The sequence below is a fragment of the Photobacterium sp. 53610 genome (genome assembly GCF_036409375.1).
GTDB lineage: Bacteria > Pseudomonadota > Gammaproteobacteria > Enterobacterales > Vibrionaceae > Photobacterium.
Map to the genome: position 1 here is coordinate 263,777 of NZ_JAXOFS010000003.1, position 15,696 is coordinate 279,472.

Annotated in this window: 16 protein-coding genes; 12 read left to right on the top strand and 4 right to left on the bottom strand. The window is 51.2% G+C overall.

Annotation, left to right across the window (positions count from 1 at the left end):
* The first annotated feature begins 75 nt into the window (after positions 1 to 75).
* Complete coding sequence (locus SPK40_RS11060) at positions 76 to 483, top strand: hypothetical protein (protein ID WP_248141357.1); 408 nt, start codon at positions 76 to 78, stop codon at positions 481 to 483.
* Between the two features lie 183 nt (positions 484 to 666).
* Positions 667 to 1,995, top strand: coding sequence for a sigma-54-dependent transcriptional regulator (locus SPK40_RS11065; protein ID WP_248141356.1), 1,329 nt, complete (start codon positions 667 to 669; stop codon positions 1,993 to 1,995).
* On the opposite strand, the gene SPK40_RS11070 is transcribed toward SPK40_RS11065, so the two are convergent.
* A complete protein-coding gene (locus SPK40_RS11070) occupies positions 1,996 to 2,427 on the bottom strand; it encodes a PACE efflux transporter (protein WP_330960518.1) in 432 nt (143 codons plus the stop codon).
* A 104-nt stretch (positions 2,428 to 2,531) separates the two neighbouring features.
* Here SPK40_RS11070 and SPK40_RS11075 point away from each other — a divergent pair, with 104 nt between their 5' ends.
* Both SPK40_RS11075 and SPK40_RS11080 read left to right on the top strand, forming a co-directional pair.
* Positions 2,532 to 3,413 carry a LysR family transcriptional regulator gene (locus tag SPK40_RS11075; RefSeq protein ID WP_330960519.1) on the top strand — a complete coding sequence of 294 codons (882 nt, stop codon included), beginning with the start codon at positions 2,532 to 2,534 and terminating at the stop codon, positions 3,411 to 3,413.
* A 449-nt stretch (positions 3,414 to 3,862) separates the two neighbouring features.
* Positions 3,863 to 4,108 carry a hypothetical protein gene (locus tag SPK40_RS11080; RefSeq protein WP_248141353.1) on the top strand — a complete coding sequence of 82 codons (246 nt, stop codon included), beginning with the start codon at positions 3,863 to 3,865 and terminating at the stop codon, positions 4,106 to 4,108.
* An 87-nt stretch (positions 4,109 to 4,195) separates the two neighbouring features.
* On the opposite strand, the gene SPK40_RS11085 is transcribed toward SPK40_RS11080, so the two are convergent.
* Positions 4,196 to 5,230: an NADP(H)-dependent aldo-keto reductase gene (locus SPK40_RS11085; protein WP_248141352.1), complete on the bottom strand. Its 1,035-nt coding sequence runs from the start codon at positions 5,228 to 5,230 to the stop codon at positions 4,196 to 4,198.
* A 216-nt stretch (positions 5,231 to 5,446) separates the two neighbouring features.
* On the opposite strand from SPK40_RS11085, the gene SPK40_RS11090 reads away from it, so the two are divergent.
* Positions 5,447 to 5,749, top strand: coding sequence for a DUF6482 family protein (locus tag SPK40_RS11090; protein ID WP_330960520.1), 303 nt, complete (start codon positions 5,447 to 5,449; stop codon positions 5,747 to 5,749).
* A gap of 10 nt (positions 5,750 to 5,759) precedes the next feature.
* On the opposite strand, the gene mutH is transcribed toward SPK40_RS11090, so the two are convergent.
* A complete protein-coding gene (mutH, locus tag SPK40_RS11095) occupies positions 5,760 to 6,434 on the bottom strand; it encodes a DNA mismatch repair endonuclease MutH (protein WP_442957566.1) in 675 nt (224 codons plus the stop codon).
* Between the two features lie 636 nt (positions 6,435 to 7,070).
* On the opposite strand from mutH, the gene rppH reads away from it, so the two are divergent.
* The 5 genes from rppH to SPK40_RS11120 all read left to right on the top strand — a co-directional run bounded on the left by rppH (position 7,071) and on the right by SPK40_RS11120 (position 12,516).
* Positions 7,071 to 7,592, top strand: coding sequence for an RNA pyrophosphohydrolase (gene rppH, locus SPK40_RS11100; protein WP_036755242.1), 522 nt, complete (start codon positions 7,071 to 7,073; stop codon positions 7,590 to 7,592).
* A 20-nt stretch (positions 7,593 to 7,612) separates the two neighbouring features.
* The gene (ptsP, locus tag SPK40_RS11105) at positions 7,613 to 9,868 is read left to right on the top strand and encodes a phosphoenolpyruvate--protein phosphotransferase (protein ID WP_248141718.1); all 2,256 of its coding nucleotides are present in this window, start codon (positions 7,613 to 7,615) and stop codon (positions 9,866 to 9,868) included.
* 3 nt (positions 9,869 to 9,871) lie between these two features.
* Positions 9,872 to 10,669 (top strand): sulfite exporter TauE/SafE family protein, encoded by a 798-nt coding sequence (locus SPK40_RS11110; RefSeq protein WP_248141349.1) that lies wholly within the window; start codon positions 9,872 to 9,874, stop codon positions 10,667 to 10,669.
* A gap of 92 nt (positions 10,670 to 10,761) precedes the next feature.
* Positions 10,762 to 11,568 carry a prolipoprotein diacylglyceryl transferase gene (gene lgt / locus SPK40_RS11115; protein WP_248141348.1) on the top strand — a complete coding sequence of 269 codons (807 nt, stop codon included), beginning with the start codon at positions 10,762 to 10,764 and terminating at the stop codon, positions 11,566 to 11,568.
* 96 nt (positions 11,569 to 11,664) lie between these two features.
* Positions 11,665 to 12,516 (top strand): thymidylate synthase, encoded by an 852-nt coding sequence (locus tag SPK40_RS11120; protein WP_330960522.1) that lies wholly within the window; start codon positions 11,665 to 11,667, stop codon positions 12,514 to 12,516.
* A 78-nt stretch (positions 12,517 to 12,594) separates the two neighbouring features.
* On the opposite strand, the gene SPK40_RS11125 is transcribed toward SPK40_RS11120, so the two are convergent.
* Positions 12,595 to 13,737, bottom strand: a complete 1,143-nt coding sequence (locus tag SPK40_RS11125) for a Na/Pi symporter (protein WP_248141346.1) — start codon at positions 13,735 to 13,737, stop codon at positions 12,595 to 12,597.
* A gap of 497 nt (positions 13,738 to 14,234) precedes the next feature.
* Between SPK40_RS11125 and nhaA the strand changes: the two genes are divergently transcribed.
* A complete protein-coding gene (nhaA, locus tag SPK40_RS11130; protein ID WP_248141345.1) occupies positions 14,235 to 15,416 on the top strand; it encodes a Na+/H+ antiporter NhaA in 1,182 nt (393 codons plus the stop codon).
* Positions 15,417 to 15,435: 19 nt separating this feature from the next.
* The gene (locus SPK40_RS11135) at positions 15,436 to 15,696 is read left to right on the top strand and encodes a hypothetical protein (protein WP_330960523.1); all 261 of its coding nucleotides are present in this window, start codon (positions 15,436 to 15,438) and stop codon (positions 15,694 to 15,696) included.

Consider the following 15,696-nt stretch of genomic DNA (forward strand, 5'->3'; position numbering starts at 1 on the left):
GAAGGCATAGCATCAATTATGGAATTAATGTCATAATTCAGCCTTTGTGGTGATGGACAATCCTTAGGAAAAAGAATGAAAAAAGTAGCATGCGCTGTGTTGGCTGGATTGATGCTCAGTGGCTGTGTTTCGACGGAACTGACGCCGCCTCCGACAGATTTTTCAGGCAATTTGCCTGAAGAACTGAAAGAGAGATTTGCAACACTCAATGATTGGCCGCCGGAAGGGAGCCGAGGTGAAGTCCGCACTTTCCATTTTGACAGCGAGCGTTCGTTGTTAACAGTTATTCATCAGCTGCGCAGTACCCGCTGGCAATGGCGAATGGATCAGTCCAAGGTGAAGCCGGAATTGATGGATACTGCGTGTGAGCAATTTGCAGAAGCCATTGAACAGGGACTGGGCGTTCGCTTCTGGTATACGGGAGCTGGTGGTTTTGTCAGTGACCCTGTGTCCCGGGAAACCTGCGCCGCAAATAAATCCTGATTTACGGCACTTGCCCATACCTGATTGAAGAAAAGCCAAAAAATATCACCGGATGCTCAGGCAAAAGGTGATATTTTTGTTATGTGAGGTTTTCGTCACATATACTTGTGAAATACCGAATTGCATTTTTGATGAAAAAAGCATCGCAGTGTTCGTACGGTGTTCGGCAGAATAGGTGATCGAATGGGACAGGGTGCAAGCAAAGAAATCTGGCACGGGGAGTTAGTCCTGCTTGGCGGGCAGACAATTCCCTGGCTACATGCTCTGGAGCAGGTCGGGTGGATTTGCCACCATTGCCATGACTTAAGGGCAGCCGAAACGCTGTTGCTCGAAACCGGCCCGTGTCTCGGGGTCGTCGACCTCAGTCACGATGATTTCAGCCTGAATGCCATCGCCGGTCTGGTGAACCGCCATAAACAGGTACGCTGGCTGGCGCTGGTTCGTGATGAACAACTGAATATTGAATCGGTCTGCCAGTTTATCGTCAGTTTCTGTCTCGATTACTTCACTTCCCCCATTCCTGAAGCGCAACTGTTAAAAACTCTTGGCCACCAGCGCGGCATGTTAACGCTTGAGCGAAAGGTCTGGCCCAAACTCGGCCAGTTCAGTCAGCAGGGCGTACAGGGTGATACGCCGGTGATGAAAAAGTTGCTGCAACACGTCAAACGTCTGGCTGCTGCAGATATGCCGGTGCTGATTCAGGGCGAAATTGGAACGGGTAAGGAAATGGTAGCGGAGGCCATCTTTCAGGCTTCAACCCGGGCCAAGGGCCGGTTTGTGACCGTGAACTGTTCCGGTGTGAATGCGAACTGGACACTCAATGGTTTGCCTGCCGAATGTTGTTTCGTTACCGCACAGGATGGTGTTCTGTTTCTGAATGAGGTGACCTCGCTGGCACCTGCTCGGCAGCAGGAATTATTGCAATGGCTTCAGGAAGGGCGTTTCACGAAAGAAAATGGCACTGTGGTGTCCGCTGAACCCAGACTCATTGTCGCCACGCATTACCCGCTCGATACACTGGTCAGTGAAGGACAGCTCAATAAGGAGCTGTTTTATCGTTTGAATGTACTCAGCCTGGCTGTCCCGCCACTGCGGGAACGCGGTGATGACTTATTGTCCTTAGCCAATGCGCTGTTGCTGAAATATGCCCGGCAGTATAACTGCGGGGTGAAAGCTTTTTCTGATGATGCCCGACAGGCGATTATGACCTACAACTGGCCGGGCAATGTTCAGGAACTGATCGGCCGTATCAAAAGGGCCGTATTGCTTACCGAGCAAAAGAATATTGAAGCGGATCACCTTGAACTGCCCCGGCAGTCGGATGATAAACAAAGCCTCAAGAAAATCCGTGAAGAGTCGGAGCGCAGTGCACTGCTGAGCGTTCTGGAAAACAACCGGGGTCAGATCACGGCGGCAGCCCGCGAACTCGGGGTTTCCCGGGCGACGATGTACCGGTTGCTGAATAAACATGACCTGATCCCGCCGCCGCGGGATCTGGGTCAGAATTCCTGACTAGGCAGAGGTGCCGACTGTTTCTGGTAACGGGAATACTCTGTCGTATGCCAGGCTGTAGAGGTAGGCATAAATCAGATAGAACACGACCAAACCCAGATCCATGACCAGGGCCGCCCAGAGGCTGATGTCCAGCCACCAGGCCATGATGGGCAGGGTGATCCACAGCAGGCTGAGCTCAAATCCTAATGCATGCACGAAGCGGTGTTTCGTATTTTTCTGCAACTGGCCGCTGTATCTGAGCATGGCATGATCAAACAACAGGTTATAGGCATAGTTCCAGACCGTTGCAATGACCGAAAAAACAACGCCCAGAATCCCGATATGGGCCATCTCAAAGCCGAATCCGTAGCTGAGTACCAAAGTGATCAGCACCAGGGCGATGCCTTCAAATCCGATCGCGTGGCGGACTCTGTCCCAATGTGTACGCATGTGTGTTACCTCAATTTTGAATCACCGTTCTGATGCGTATACTAATCAGAATATTGATAGATAAAAGTTAGTAACTATCGCTTTTAAAGATAGATGGGGCGGAGATGCATTTTTCACTCGAACAGCTCAGAGCTTTTGTCGCCGCAGCAGAAACCGGATCATTTTCGGCGGCAGCACGGCAGATGGGCAAGGCGCAGTCGGTTATCAGTACGGCCATTTCAAATCTGGAGACAGACTTTCACTTGGCACTGTTTGACCGAAGTGGCAAAAAGCCGGTTCTGACCTCTGAGGGGCAGGCGTTGTTGATGAAAGCCCGTCGGGTACTGGCGCAGTGCGGTGAGCTGCAAGTGGCCGCCGATAGTTTCCAGCAGGGAGTGGAACCGAAATTAACGCTGGGTGTGGAGTCGATGGCATTGCTGCCGGCTCTGGCGGATGTGCTGAAGGCGTTTGAGGCTAGGTATCCGCTGGTGGAAGTTGAAATCCTGACGGTTGGGACAGGCGATGTCATGAAGTTACTGCATGACGGCAGGGTTCAGCTGGCGCTCATGGTACAGCTGGCATTTCTGAATCCGGAGATCACGGTGCATGGCCTCGGGCAGGTGGAGGTCTGGTGTGTGGCAGCCAGCGACCATCCGCTTGCTGCGCTCAAGACCGTCGACTGGGCTGATCTCCGTCAGCACCGTCAGGTGTTGCTGACGGGCCGTTACGGGCAGGACAGCGAAGGGTGGCGAGTCTCTGATACGATTTGGCGAACCGAGCATATTCTGTCGGCGATTGAGCTGATTCAGCGCGGGATTGGCTGGACGGTACTGCCGGCAGAAACGGTCAGGGATAAAGTGCTGACCGGACAGCTGGTCCGGCTGGAACCGGCATTTGAAGCGCAGGCATGGAAGCAGCCCGTGGATCTCGCCTGGAGCAGCCGGTATGCACTTGGTCCGGCCGGGAAATTGCTGTGTACGATGCTGAAATCGATGGTGCTTTCCTGACAGCAGGTTCGGTGTTGTTGCAGATCATTTGCGGTAAGAGGAAAACCCTGAAAATTTATCTATCGCTGTTGTTTCCCTCTGATTCTCAGCGATAGATTGCATAATTATCCGACTATTTGGCTTTTTATCAGAGAGAACAAAATAACTTCTTGTTTTTGATGCATTATCGGGCAAGAATATGCTTCATATCACATCATTCTACCTTATAACCAGGAGGAACATACAATGAGCACATTCAACACAAAATGTCTGCGTCCTGCTGGTGATTCGGATCGAAATTCCCATCAGCATTAAGCTCAACTGACCTCAGGTCACTGATCTTAAATACTTTCTACAGTAATTCACTGTGTAAATGGGCCGCGGATACGTCTGTCGCGGCTAGTCAGTTGTCAGCCTGAAAACGGTCGTATTTGCGTCCCTCCATGTTTTATTCAACGGAGAGCACTCTCATGCGCCAATCAGTCTATTTACGTTTTGCTGTTTTACTTATTCGTCTTGATCTTCATCGTGAAGAAGAAGCATGGCGTCGCGAATACCGACGGATGCAGTTTCATTTACCTCAACTGTCTTCACATATTCTGAAAGATATGGGAATTGACAAAGATATGCGCGTCGATTCAGCGCTGGCCGGTCAACGAGCCATGCGTAAGAGCCGTCACCTCAGGCGAGCATTTCGGTCGCGAAGTCTGACGTAATCGCTGGCCTTACTCTGCGGAGTAAGGCCAGAAAGAACCCAACGGCCCCCGTTTTAGCGGGGGCTTTTGTTTTCGGCTTCAGTGGAATTACGGACAAGGATTTGAATAAGTGAGCCCAACTTGCTCAAGATCTGCCAGAATTTCAGCATTGAGTTCTACCGACAGACTGTCGATATTCGCCTCCAGCTGAGTCAGATTCGTCGCGCCAATCAGGGTTGACGCATTGAACGGTTGCTGATTCACAAAAGCCAACGCCATTTGTGCCGGATCCAGTCCATGCTTTTTCGCTACTTTCACATAAGCTTCCGTTGCTGCAACACCTTGGGGGGTAAAGTAGCGGACGAAGCGCTCGAACAGCGTACAGCGGGCGCCTGCAGGTTTTTGACCATTGAGGTATTTACCACTGAGAATTCCGAATGCCATCGGAGAATAAGCCAGTAATTTCACGCCCTCATAATGGCTGATTTCCGAAAGACCGACCTCAAAGCTGCGATTGAGCAAGTTATATGGGTTTTGGATGGTGACTACCCGCGGCAGGTCATGTTTTTCTGCCAGACGTAAAAAGGACATCACGCCCCACGGGGTTTCATTTGACAGTCCGATATAACGGATTTTACCGGCACGCACCAGTTCGGCCAGTGCTTCCAGTGAATCCGTTAAAGTGACGCCAGTATTTTCATCCGGGTAAGGATAATTCAGCTTGCCAAAACAGTTTGTTTCGCGCTGCGGCCAGTGTAACTGATAGAGATCGATATAATCAGTTTGCAGTCGTTCCAGGCTGTTTTCAACGGCTTCATGAATGTTCCGCCAGTCCAGCGCCATCTGATTTCGGATATGCGGCACATTACGCGGCCCCGCAACCTTGGTTGCAAGAATGACTTTGTCTCGCTTGCCGGATTTTTTCAGCCAGCTGCCAATATAGGATTCTGTCAGTCCCTGTGTTTCTGCTTTGGGCGGTACCGGATACATTTCAGCAGTATCGATCAGGTTGACACCGCGCTCCAGAGCGAAGTCGAGCTGGCTGTGGGCTTCGGCTTCGGTATTCTGTTCACCAAATGTCATGGTACCCAGACCAATCTGACTGACTTCGAGAGATGAATGGGGGATCTTATGGTATTTCATTTGCCCTCCTTGGACCGCAAATTCACTTTGACTATAACCTAGGATGTAGCGGCTGAAAAGCGGCAGGAAAATAGGGGGTTAGCACAAAATGTACCGGTCGTTTTGTTGCGACAATAATGCAAGCCTGACCTTAGAGCGCCGGGAACAAATCGGCCGCCTTGCTGAACGGACAATGTTCGCACATAGTTAAATCAGTTCCCTGACTGAGGAGTGGCCATGAAATTGTCCCAATTCAAGCACTGGGTGAAGTCGCCCGGTGAAGATGTGCCGAGATGTGTGCTGACCAGTTATGCCGGTCAGGCGGATTATTTGATGGAAGTCGAGTACAGGCACCACCTTGAGCCGTTGAAAGATGAAGACGATAATACACTGCACTTTCAGAATATGGAGCAGGTGAGGGAGTTCTTGAGGCCGCTGGGCGTGAAATCGATCACGCTGCGAATGATCGACCCGCATGACGAATTTTCCCCGGACGGCAAACCACAATGCTGTCAGGACGAGATGACAATTCCCCTGTAATTCCGGGCTGTCAGAGCATGAAATGGCGGGCCAGCAGTTCGGCAGTAAATTGTGTTTTGAGATAAAAGCCGCGTGGCAGGGTTTTGATGGGCTGGCCGTTGGCCCCATAGGCTTCTGTCAGGGCTTTGCTGTTGGCCGCTTTCGGCCGGAGTTGCAGGACTTCACCATGCCGGGCGGTGATTTGTTCCACTTTGCCCAGAACGATCAGATCCATCAGTTCTTCCCAGTCGCGCCGCAGGCGAGCTTCTTCATCTGCTGAAGGGCTCCAGAGCAAAGGAGAGCCGACATGGCGTTCTGCCAGCGGAATTTCGCGTTCACCTTCGACTGGAATCCACAGTACCCGCGCCAGTTTGAGTCTGATATGACTGTTTTCCCAACTGACGCCATGCAGGCCTGTCAGGGGGGCGACGCAGACAAAGGTGGTTTCCAGAGGTTTCCCCTGGTGACTGATTGGGATCGTTTTCAGTTCAATACCAAGCTCGGTAAAGTCGGGGACAGGCTGACTGCCGGCTGTGGCACCCAAATGCCATTCCAGAAGCTGGCCGACCCAGCCTTTATCACGACGCAGATCCGGTGGGGTGACTTGTCCTGCCTGCTCGGCCAGTTCTCCCAGCGTGTAACCAGCAAGTGCCTGTGCCCGCGCCAGCAGCTCGGATTCAGAGGTTGGGGGAGAATTTTGGGGCATCGTCATTAGCAGGTATGTCGTACAGGCAATCAGAGAACAGCGTATGGTAACACAATCATCAGGATCCGGGAGAGCTTGCGATAAAGATCAGCCCGACGGTGGAGATCTTCTCCAAAGATATCCACAGGTAATTTTTCGAACAAAGTGCATATTCTCTGAGCTGGATGGATTTACAGGGTATTGCGTGGAATTTGAACGACGGTCTGGTGTTTATTTCACCAGGTGCCTCCCTGAGTTGTGGATAAATGTAAAGTTGGTTGATCTTTGACCACCGCTGAAGATCCGCTGAATAAGATTGAATCTGTTCTCATAGATATACGTAACAATTGATTTTAAGTTAATGGTTTTTAAGTGATTATTTATTCTGTTCGTATCCGAAATAAGAAACCGCTTGTTTTGGTTTTGTTGATTAAATCAGCAATAACAGAGTTTCTACACAAAACTATCCACAGAAAGCGTGAATAAATGTGGGAGAGGTCTCATTTCTCTGTTTATAACCTCCTGTTCAGTGAGAAGTTATCCATAAAGTGAGTGCCAGGTAGGAAAAAACAGTGATTGATGACAATGAATGTTTACCCTGAGCCTATTTCTGTGAAAAAATCACTGTTAATTGATATTTTTACTTGAGGTCGTCCAGTGATTGATGGCGATGGATACCGCCCTAATGTGGGGATAGTTATCTGTAACAGCCATGGCCAGGTATTTTGGGCTCGACGATATGGACAACACTCTTGGCAGTTTCCGCAAGGCGGTATCGATGAGGGGGAAACTCCTGAACAGGCCATGTACCGTGAACTGTATGAGGAAGTGGGTCTGACCAAAAAGGACGTCAGGATCTTGGCATCCAGCCGCCATTGGCTGAGATACAAGTTACCGAAGCGTCTGGTCCGGTGGGACTCCAAACCGGTTTGTATCGGGCAAAAGCAAAAGTGGTTTTTGCTGAGTCTGGAGTGCGATGAGTCTAAGGTGAACATGCAGCGTGGCACCACCCCGGAATTTGATGGCTGGCGTTGGGTCAGCTACTGGTATCCGGTACGTCAGGTTGTGTCCTTCAAACGGGATGTATATCGCCGGGCGCTGAAAGAATTCGCGGCGATGGCGATGCCGTTTAAGGAACGTAAGGAACGGAAATCGAAACGTAAAAACAGGCGAGGTTAACCCAAGGGATCATAATGCTTATGCTGACCCAGCTCAGAGAAATCGTAGAGAAAGTTGCCAGCGCGCCGACCTTGCTCGAAGCGTTGGATGTCTTGGTGGTCAGTATTTGTGATGCAATGAAGACGGAGTGTTGCTCTGTCTACATTGTGGATGAGCATCGGCAGCAATATATGCTGATGGCGACCCAAGGGTTAACCAAACCCTCATATCAGGTTGGGCTCAGTTTTAATGAAGGTCTGGTTGGTCTGGTCGGCCGCCAGGCGGAACCCGTCAACGTGGCTGATGCCAGCAGTCATCCCAATTTTAAGCATATCCCCGGTACCAACGAAGAATCCTTCCGCTCCTTTTTCGGCACACCGATTATTCATCAGCGTAAAGTCCTTGGCGTACTGGTGATTCAGCAGCGGGAAAAGCGTGAATTCACGGAAAGCGAAGAGTCCTTCATGGTGACGCTGGCGGCACAGCTGGCAGTCATTCTGGCGCATGCAAAAGCACAGGGGATGTGGCCGGATCAACGGGATGGCCTGCATCTGACCGGATCCGCTGCATCCACAGGCGTTGCGGTTGCAAAAGCCTGGTGGGACGACAACCAGCCAAGATTGGAAGTGGTGAGCCCGGCATCCTGTCTGGACCGGGAAGCCGAGCAGGAACGATTGAGCATTGCCATTGAGATGGCCAGTAATGAATTTCGTCGCCTGCGCAAACGCTTCGATAGTGAACTTCACAAAGAAACTCTGGCGATTTTTGATCTGTTCAGCCACTTGCTGAACGATCCGATGCTGCGGAAAGATCTTTTCTCCAAAGTTGCAGGCGGTGATCAGGCAGAGTGGGCTGTCCGGCAGACCGTGGAAACGTATTCCGCACGTTTTGCCAATATGAAAGATGATTATCTGCGGGAACGTGCGCATGATATCCGGGAGCTGGGGCAGCGTTTACTGTTCTTTCTGCATAATGAGGAAGGGATCGAGCATCAGTGGGATGCGCCGATTGTTCTGCTTACCCGAGAGCTGACAGCCGCCATGCTGGCCAGCATTCCAAGAGACAAGCTGGCTGCCGTGGTGGCGCAGGAAGGTGCTGCAAACTCCCATGCCGCAATATTATCCCGTGCCCTGGGGATTCCGGCGATCATGGGGGTCGATTTTATTCCTGAAAAAGTTCATAACACGCTGGTGGTTGTGGATGGCTACCGGGGCGACCTGCTGATCGAGCCGAACAGGCAGGTTCTGGCCGAGTACAAACGACTACTGCGAGAAGAAAACGAGCTGACCGCACTGGTCGAGCAGGATCTCGATAAAGCGGCAGTCACGGCAGATCAGGAAAGAATTTTTCTGTATCTCAACGCCGGGCTGAGTGCTGATACCAATATTGCGGTGAATAAGGGCGTGGATGGGGTCGGTCTCTACCGGACTGAAGTGCCGTTTCTGCTGCAGCGCAGTTTTCCTTCCGAAGAAGAACAGGCGGCTCAGTACCGTGCCATCCTGACGTCTTACCCGAATAAATCCGTGGTGATGCGTACACTGGATATTGGTGGTGACAAGCCGCTCCCTTATCTCACCATTGAAGAAGACAATCCTTTTCTGGGATGGCGTGGCATCCGCTTCACGCTGGATCACCCGGAAATTTTTCTGATGCAGGTCAGAGCGATGCTCAAGGCGAGTATTGGTCTCGACAACATGGATATCCTGTTGCCCATGATCTCCGGGATCCCGGAGCTGGATGAATCCAAAGCCTTGATTGAGAGAGCGTTTGAAGAAGTGTCCGCGTTTGCTGAAAGTCAGGGAAAAAGTTTGCGCAGACCGAAGCTGGGGATCATGATTGAAGTCCCTTCCATTCTCTATCAGCTGCCGGCTTTGAAAGACCGGGTGGATTTTATTTCGGTGGGCAGTAATGACTTAACTCAGTATTTATTGGCCGTTGACCGGAACAATTCACGGGTCGCGAATGTCTATGATGCTTTCCACCCTGCTGTCATGCAGGCACTGAAACATATTCAGAGCGTCAGCGAGTCGCTGGCCATGCCTGTGAGTGTCTGTGGTGAGCTGGCGGGGGACCCGCTTGGTGCGTTGCTGCTGGTTGGTATGGGGTACCGCTCTCTGAGTATGAATACCCGGAACGTTGCCAAAATTAAATATGTTCTGCGTCATACGGCACTCAGTGATATGGAGCAACTGGCAGCTCAGGCACTGACGGCGACCTTTGGTCAGGATGTGCGTAAGATGGCGACATCCTTCGTTGAACAGCGTGGTATGGGTGGTTTTATCCGTGCAGGGAAATAATTGATGCCAGAGATGTTGTGGCTGATCCTGATGTGTTTGGGGTTGGGAGCTGTGGTTGGTCTTCTGGCCGGGTTGCTGGGGATAGGCGGAGGTTTGCTGATTGTACCTGCATTGGTCTGGTTACTGCCTCATATCGGGATTGACACAGAGTTAGTCATGCATATTGCACTGGCGACCTCACTGGCCTGTATCGTACTGACTTCAGGTTCTTCAGCCCGAAGCCACCTCCGGTTGGGAAATGTGGATATTTCACTGGTCAAATTACTGGCACCGGGGATGATTTTGGGCGGACTGGCTGGCAGCGCAGTCGCGGAATGGGTACCAACAGTTTGGCTGCCAAAGATATTTGCTGGTATTGTGCTGCTGTTAGCGTTGCAAATGCTGTTATCGCTGAAAGTTTCAGGACGTCATCCTTTACCTGGTGGGACAAAAATTGTCGGCAGTGGCAGCATCATTGGATTGGTTGCCAGTCTGGCCGGGATTGGCGGTGGCTCGCTGACCGTGCCATATCTGAGCTGGTATGGTGTGGAAATGCGGCGTGCTATCGGGACGGCGGCGTTTTGCGGCTCCATTATAGCGGTAGCCGGTATGGCGGGCTTTATTGTCGCCGGCAGCGGAGATTCCTCTTTGCCGCCTTATAGTGTGGGGTATGTGTATTTGCCTGCGCTGCTGGGGGTGGTGTGTACCTCGGTGCTGACAACCCGGTTCGGCGCCCGAATGGTCAGCAGTTTACCGACGCAGACCCTGAAGAAAATATTTGCCATCTTCTTGTTATTTATTGGCGGCAAGATGTTGTTTTAGAGTAAGCCTGTCTGTGGATTGGCATGAGAGCACCCGCGAGCATGACCGTTCACGAGTGCTGCTTTCATTGATTAACCAAGAGTATGTTTTGAATGAGTCAAGGCTATCTGACGTTTCCTAATTTTGATCCGGTTCTGATTGAAATCGGCCCGCTGGCTGTACGCTGGTACGGTCTGATGTACCTGCTGGGTTTCATGTTTGCGCTCTGGCTGGCGAACCGCCGGGCAGATAAATCCGGCAGCGGCTGGACACGTGACCAGGTGAGTGACCTGCTGTTTTTCGGTTTCTTAGGGGTTGTGATTGGTGGCCGGGTTGGCTACGTACTGTTTTATAACTTCGAGATGTTTCTGGCTGACCCGCTGTATCTTTTCAAAGTATGGACCGGCGGGATGTCCTTCCACGGCGGATTGCTGGGTGTGATGACAGCCATGCTCTGGTATGCCCACAGAAATGGCCGCCGTTTCTTTGATGTGGCTGATTTTGTTGCACCGTTGGTACCGTTCGGATTGGGCGCAGGCCGGCTGGGGAATTTTATCAACGGAGAACTCTGGGGCCGGGTTACGGATGTCCCCTGGGCCATGGTGTTCCCGACTGGCGGACCGCTGCCGCGCCATCCGTCTCAGTTATACGAGTTTTTCCTGGAAGGGGTGGTCCTGCTGATTATCCTTAATATCTTCATTCGGAAACCGCGTCCGGCCGGAGCGGTATCTGGTCTGTTCCTGCTGGGATACGGGAGTTTCCGTTTCCTGGTGGAATACTGCCGCGAGCCGGATGCACAACTCGGCCTGTTTGGAGGCTGGATCAGCATGGGACAAATACTGTCTCTGCCGATGGTGTTTGGCGGTATTCTGTTGATGGTCTGGGCCTACAAAAGGGCAGGCCATCATCGTACCGCTTAACCGCATTGAAGACATGAACAGGCAGCCAAAAGGCTGCCTTTTTTGTGTTATGCTTGCCGCCAGAGTATTTCCTGCCAATTCAGGTCAAGAGAGTCAATGAAACAGTATTTAGATTTATGCCAGCGGATTATTGACGAGGGCGAGTGGGTTGAAAATGAACGTACCGGTAAACGTTGTCTGACACTGATCAATGCCGATCTGACCTATGATGTAGCCAATAATCAGTTTCCCCTGATCACGACCCGGAAAAGCTTCTGGAAAGCGGCAATTGCTGAATTGCTCGGTTATATTCGCGGCTATGACAATGCGGCGGATTTCCGCGCACTAGGTACCAAAACCTGGGATGCCAATGCCAATGATAATCAGGCCTGGCTGAATAATCAGCACCGAAAAGGTACGGATGATATGGGACGTGTCTATGGTGTGCAGGGGCGCAGCTGGCGTAAACCTGATGGCAGTACATTAGACCAATTGCGAAAAATTGCAGAGAACCTGAGTCGCGGTATTGATGATCGCGGTGAAATCCTGACCTTTTACAACCCGGGTGAGTTTGAGATGGGCTGTCTGCGTCCGTGTATGCACACACACACGTTTTCGCTGCTGGGCGATACGCTTTATCTGACCAGCTACCAGCGATCCTGTGACGTGCCTTTAGGACTGAACTTTAATCAGATTCAGGTCTTTACATTGCTGGCACTGATGGCGCAGATCACTGGCCATAAGGCGGGTAAGGCGTATCACAAGATTGTGAATGCACATATTTATGAAGATCAGCTGGCACTGATGTGTGATGTACAGCTGAAGCGTGAGCCTTTCCCGTCACCACGCCTGATCATCAACCCGGAGATTCAGACGCTGGAAGATCTGGAAACCTGGGTTACGCTGGATGATTTTCAAGTGGAAGGCTATCAGCACCACGATCCGATCCAGTATCCTTTCTCGGTGTGATTGAACAAATCAAGTGATAAAAAAGCCCCGCTCTTTCGAGATGGGGCTTTTTTGTTGCGATGGTATGTGTGCAATGGATCAGGCGGTGAAAGCCAGAATACCGCCTGGAATCAGGATAAAGACCAGTCCCAGATAGGCTGCAACTGCGGCTTTGCTCTTTACGGCCATCTCGCCCAGGAAGAAAGCACATTTGAGTGGCAGTTCGCGCAGAAACGGCAGGCCGAAAATCAGCAGGGTTGCCATCACATTGAAGCTCAGGTGCACCAGTGCAATTTGCAGGGCAAATACAGCGTGGTCACCGGAAATCGCCGTAGCAGCCAGCAGGGCCGTGATGCAGGTGCCGATGTTTGCGCCCAGTGTAAAAGGATATACATCACGGACCTTCAGCACCCCGGTGCCAACCAGCGGCACCATCAGGCTGGTGGTGGTTGAAGACGACTGTACCAGGACGGTGACGACTGTGCCTGACACGATACCGTGAACCGGGCCACGGCCGATCGCACTTTTCAGGATTTCACGGGCACGGCCGACCATCAGGCTGCGCATCAGTTTACCCATAACGGTAATTGCCAGAAAGATCAGGGCAATGCCCAGAGCAATCATCACGATACCGCCCATGGTTCCCAAAGATTCCAGCGGTGCTTGCACTGCATGGACGACGGGTTTGGTCAGTGGCTTGATAAAGTTCAGGCCTTTCATGCTCATGTCGCCAGTCGACATCAGCGGCGATACCAGCCAGGCTGAGACTTTTTCCAGCAGACCAAACATCATTTCCAGAGGCAGGAAGATCAAGACGGCGAGCAGGTTAAAGAAATCGTGGACAGTCGCGGCAGAAAAAGCACGCTGAAACTCTTCTTTGCAGCGGGCATGACCCAGGCTGACCAGTGTGTTGGTCATGGTCGTACCAATATTGGCACCCATGATCATCGGGATTGCGGTTTCCACCGGTAAACCACCGGCAACCAGGCCCACAATGATGGAGGTGACGGTACTGGAAGACTGGATTAGAGAGGTGGCTACCAGACCGATCATCAGGCCTGCAATTGGGTGTGAGGCAAATTCAAATAGGGTTTTGGCTTGTTCACCGACGGACCATTTGAAGCCGCTACTGACCATGGATACGGCAACAAGCAGCAGGTACAGCATGAAAACCAGGTTGGCCCAGCGAACCCATCGCATGGAGCTTTGCATTGGCTCAGCTGTGGTGGCTTGGGTAGTCATAATCTGTTCTCCGTGACATTGTGATGTCATTTTGGTTTCAGTTTCTTGAAAGTTGCCGCGATGGTAGAGAACGAATATTTCAGAAATATGACACAAAAAAGTCATTCACAAGATTATCCGTTCTTTGAGTTGCTGAGGGCAAGCTGGGAGGAGGATCATATTCTTGTAAAAATGCGATAAAGCATTGATAAAGATGGGGATCGCCAGTCAGATATAAGAAGTATTCCTTGCTTCAGCATCAGAGAGAAAAATTGTGAACAGATGCGACAACGCTATTTCTGTAGCCGTAGTTTTCCTGAAATAATTCGCTGATGAGCGGGAGCAGGTAAGTAAATACTGCGGGTATTACGGTGTTTTGTTTCTGATAGATCGGTTTTTCCGAGCTGTTCGCTCTAAACAAACGATTTCACAGAGGTGTCTGTCGACGTCTACACTGTTTTTACCACGCATTGACATAAAAGTGTGATTTTACAGTGAGTAGTAAGGAGCTGCGGTCAATGACCGATGTAATTCTGAAATTCTTTAAATTAGAGTCTGCTGGCGGCATTTTGTTGATAATTGCTGCTGCCCTTGCCATGACGATTGCAAACTCTCCGTTACAGTCCGTTTATGAAGGTGCTCTTCATAGCTATATTGCTGGCCTGTCAGTTGAGCACTGGATTAATGACGGTCTGATGGCGATTTTCTTTCTGGTGATCGGCCTTGAGGTCAAGCGTGAGCTGATCGAAGGTGCGCTGAATACCAAAGAGAAAGCGATTTTCCCAGCAGTGGCTGCTTTAGGTGGCATGGTCGCACCGGCATTAATTTATGTGCTATTCAATTTTGCTGATCCTGTTGCGATTGGCGGCTGGGCGATCCCTGCTGCGACGGATATTGCATTCGCTTTGGGTATCATGGCATTGCTGGGTAACCGAGTGCCGGTCAGCCTGAAAGTCTTCTTGCTTGCTCTGGCGATTATTGATGACCTGGGGGTGATTGTCATTATTGCCCTTTTCTATAGCAGTGACTTGTCTGCGATGGCCCTGGGAATTGCCTTTGCCGCAACTGCTGTGCTCTTTATCATGCACGCCCGTAATGTGGCCAACTTATTCTGGTACATTCTGGTTGGTGCTGTGCTTTGGGTAAGCGTACTGAAGTCAGGTGTGCATGCGACATTGGCGGGTGTTGTGCTGGGCTTTGCAATCCCGCTTCAGGGTCAGAACAAGCAGGGGCAGGACATTTCGCCGCTGAAGACCATGGAGCATGCATTGCACCCTTATGTAGCGTATTTGATTTTGCCAATTTTTGCTTTCGCTAACGCAGGTATTTCGCTGGCCGGTGTTTCTGTTGATGGCCTGACGGCAATGCTGCCACTGGGAATTGCACTGGGTCTGTTTGTCGGTAAACCGCTGGGAATCTTTATCGCGAGCTGGCTGGCGGTAAAAACCGGGATCGCCCGTTTGCCGGAAGGCACTGGATTTGGTCAGATCTTTGCAGTCTCTGTGCTGTGCGGTATCGGATTCACGATGTCAATCTTCATCTCAATGCTCGCATTCGCTGGCCTTGATGCAGAGATGATCACTTATTCGAAGCTGGGCATTCTGATTGGTTCTACGACTGCGGCGGTTGTGGGTTATGTCTTACTTTCCCGCTCGTTACCAGCAGCAAAAGTCGTGAAGGACAGCCAAACATCATCATAAACGGGACAGGGAGGTGTGTATGAGACCATTGATCGTTCTGACAATTGGCCTGATGGCGAGCGGCGCAATGGCGGAGGACTACAGCCATTGCCAGCAGCAGAGTGACAGTGAGATCTGCAAAGCTTATCAGGCGGGGTACAAGCATGGACAGGCAAGTGCCCGGACTCAGCAGGAGGAAGCTTCCGGTAATTTTGTCTCCAGGGCTCTGGAGCAACGAGCCGGTGAGCGTTACCGCCATCCACTGACGGCAGAAAAAGAGCCGGAAGTGAAGACTGAATAA

Bases quoted from the DNA above. Each gene is read 5' to 3' on its own strand.
- SPK40_RS11060 (WP_248141357.1), top strand. From the start codon at position 76: ATGAAAAAAGTAGCATGCGCTGTGTTGGCTGGATTGATGCTCAGTGGC.
- SPK40_RS11065 (WP_248141356.1), top strand. From the start codon at position 667: ATGGGACAGGGTGCAAGCAAAGAAATCTGGCACGGGGAGTTAGTCCTG.
- SPK40_RS11070 (WP_330960518.1), bottom strand. From the start codon at position 2,427: ATGCGTACACATTGGGACAGAGTCCGCCACGCGATCGGATTTGAAGGC.
- SPK40_RS11075 (WP_330960519.1), top strand. From the start codon at position 2,532: ATGCATTTTTCACTCGAACAGCTCAGAGCTTTTGTCGCCGCAGCAGAA.
- SPK40_RS11080 (WP_248141353.1), top strand. From the start codon at position 3,863: ATGCGCCAATCAGTCTATTTACGTTTTGCTGTTTTACTTATTCGTCTT.
- SPK40_RS11085 (WP_248141352.1), bottom strand. From the start codon at position 5,230: ATGAAATACCATAAGATCCCCCATTCATCTCTCGAAGTCAGTCAGATT.
- SPK40_RS11090 (WP_330960520.1), top strand. From the start codon at position 5,447: ATGAAATTGTCCCAATTCAAGCACTGGGTGAAGTCGCCCGGTGAAGAT.
- mutH (WP_442957566.1), bottom strand. From the start codon at position 6,434: ATGCCCCAAAATTCTCCCCCAACCTCTGAATCCGAGCTGCTGGCGCGG.
- ptsP (WP_248141718.1), top strand. From the start codon at position 7,613: ATGCTGACCCAGCTCAGAGAAATCGTAGAGAAAGTTGCCAGCGCGCCG.
- SPK40_RS11110 (WP_248141349.1), top strand. From the start codon at position 9,872: ATGCCAGAGATGTTGTGGCTGATCCTGATGTGTTTGGGGTTGGGAGCT.
- lgt (WP_248141348.1), top strand. From the start codon at position 10,762: ATGAGTCAAGGCTATCTGACGTTTCCTAATTTTGATCCGGTTCTGATT.
- SPK40_RS11120 (WP_330960522.1), top strand. From the start codon at position 11,665: ATGAAACAGTATTTAGATTTATGCCAGCGGATTATTGACGAGGGCGAG.
- SPK40_RS11125 (WP_248141346.1), bottom strand. From the start codon at position 13,737: ATGACTACCCAAGCCACCACAGCTGAGCCAATGCAAAGCTCCATGCGA.
- nhaA (WP_248141345.1), top strand. From the start codon at position 14,235: ATGACCGATGTAATTCTGAAATTCTTTAAATTAGAGTCTGCTGGCGGC.
- SPK40_RS11135 (WP_330960523.1), top strand. From the start codon at position 15,436: ATGAGACCATTGATCGTTCTGACAATTGGCCTGATGGCGAGCGGCGCA.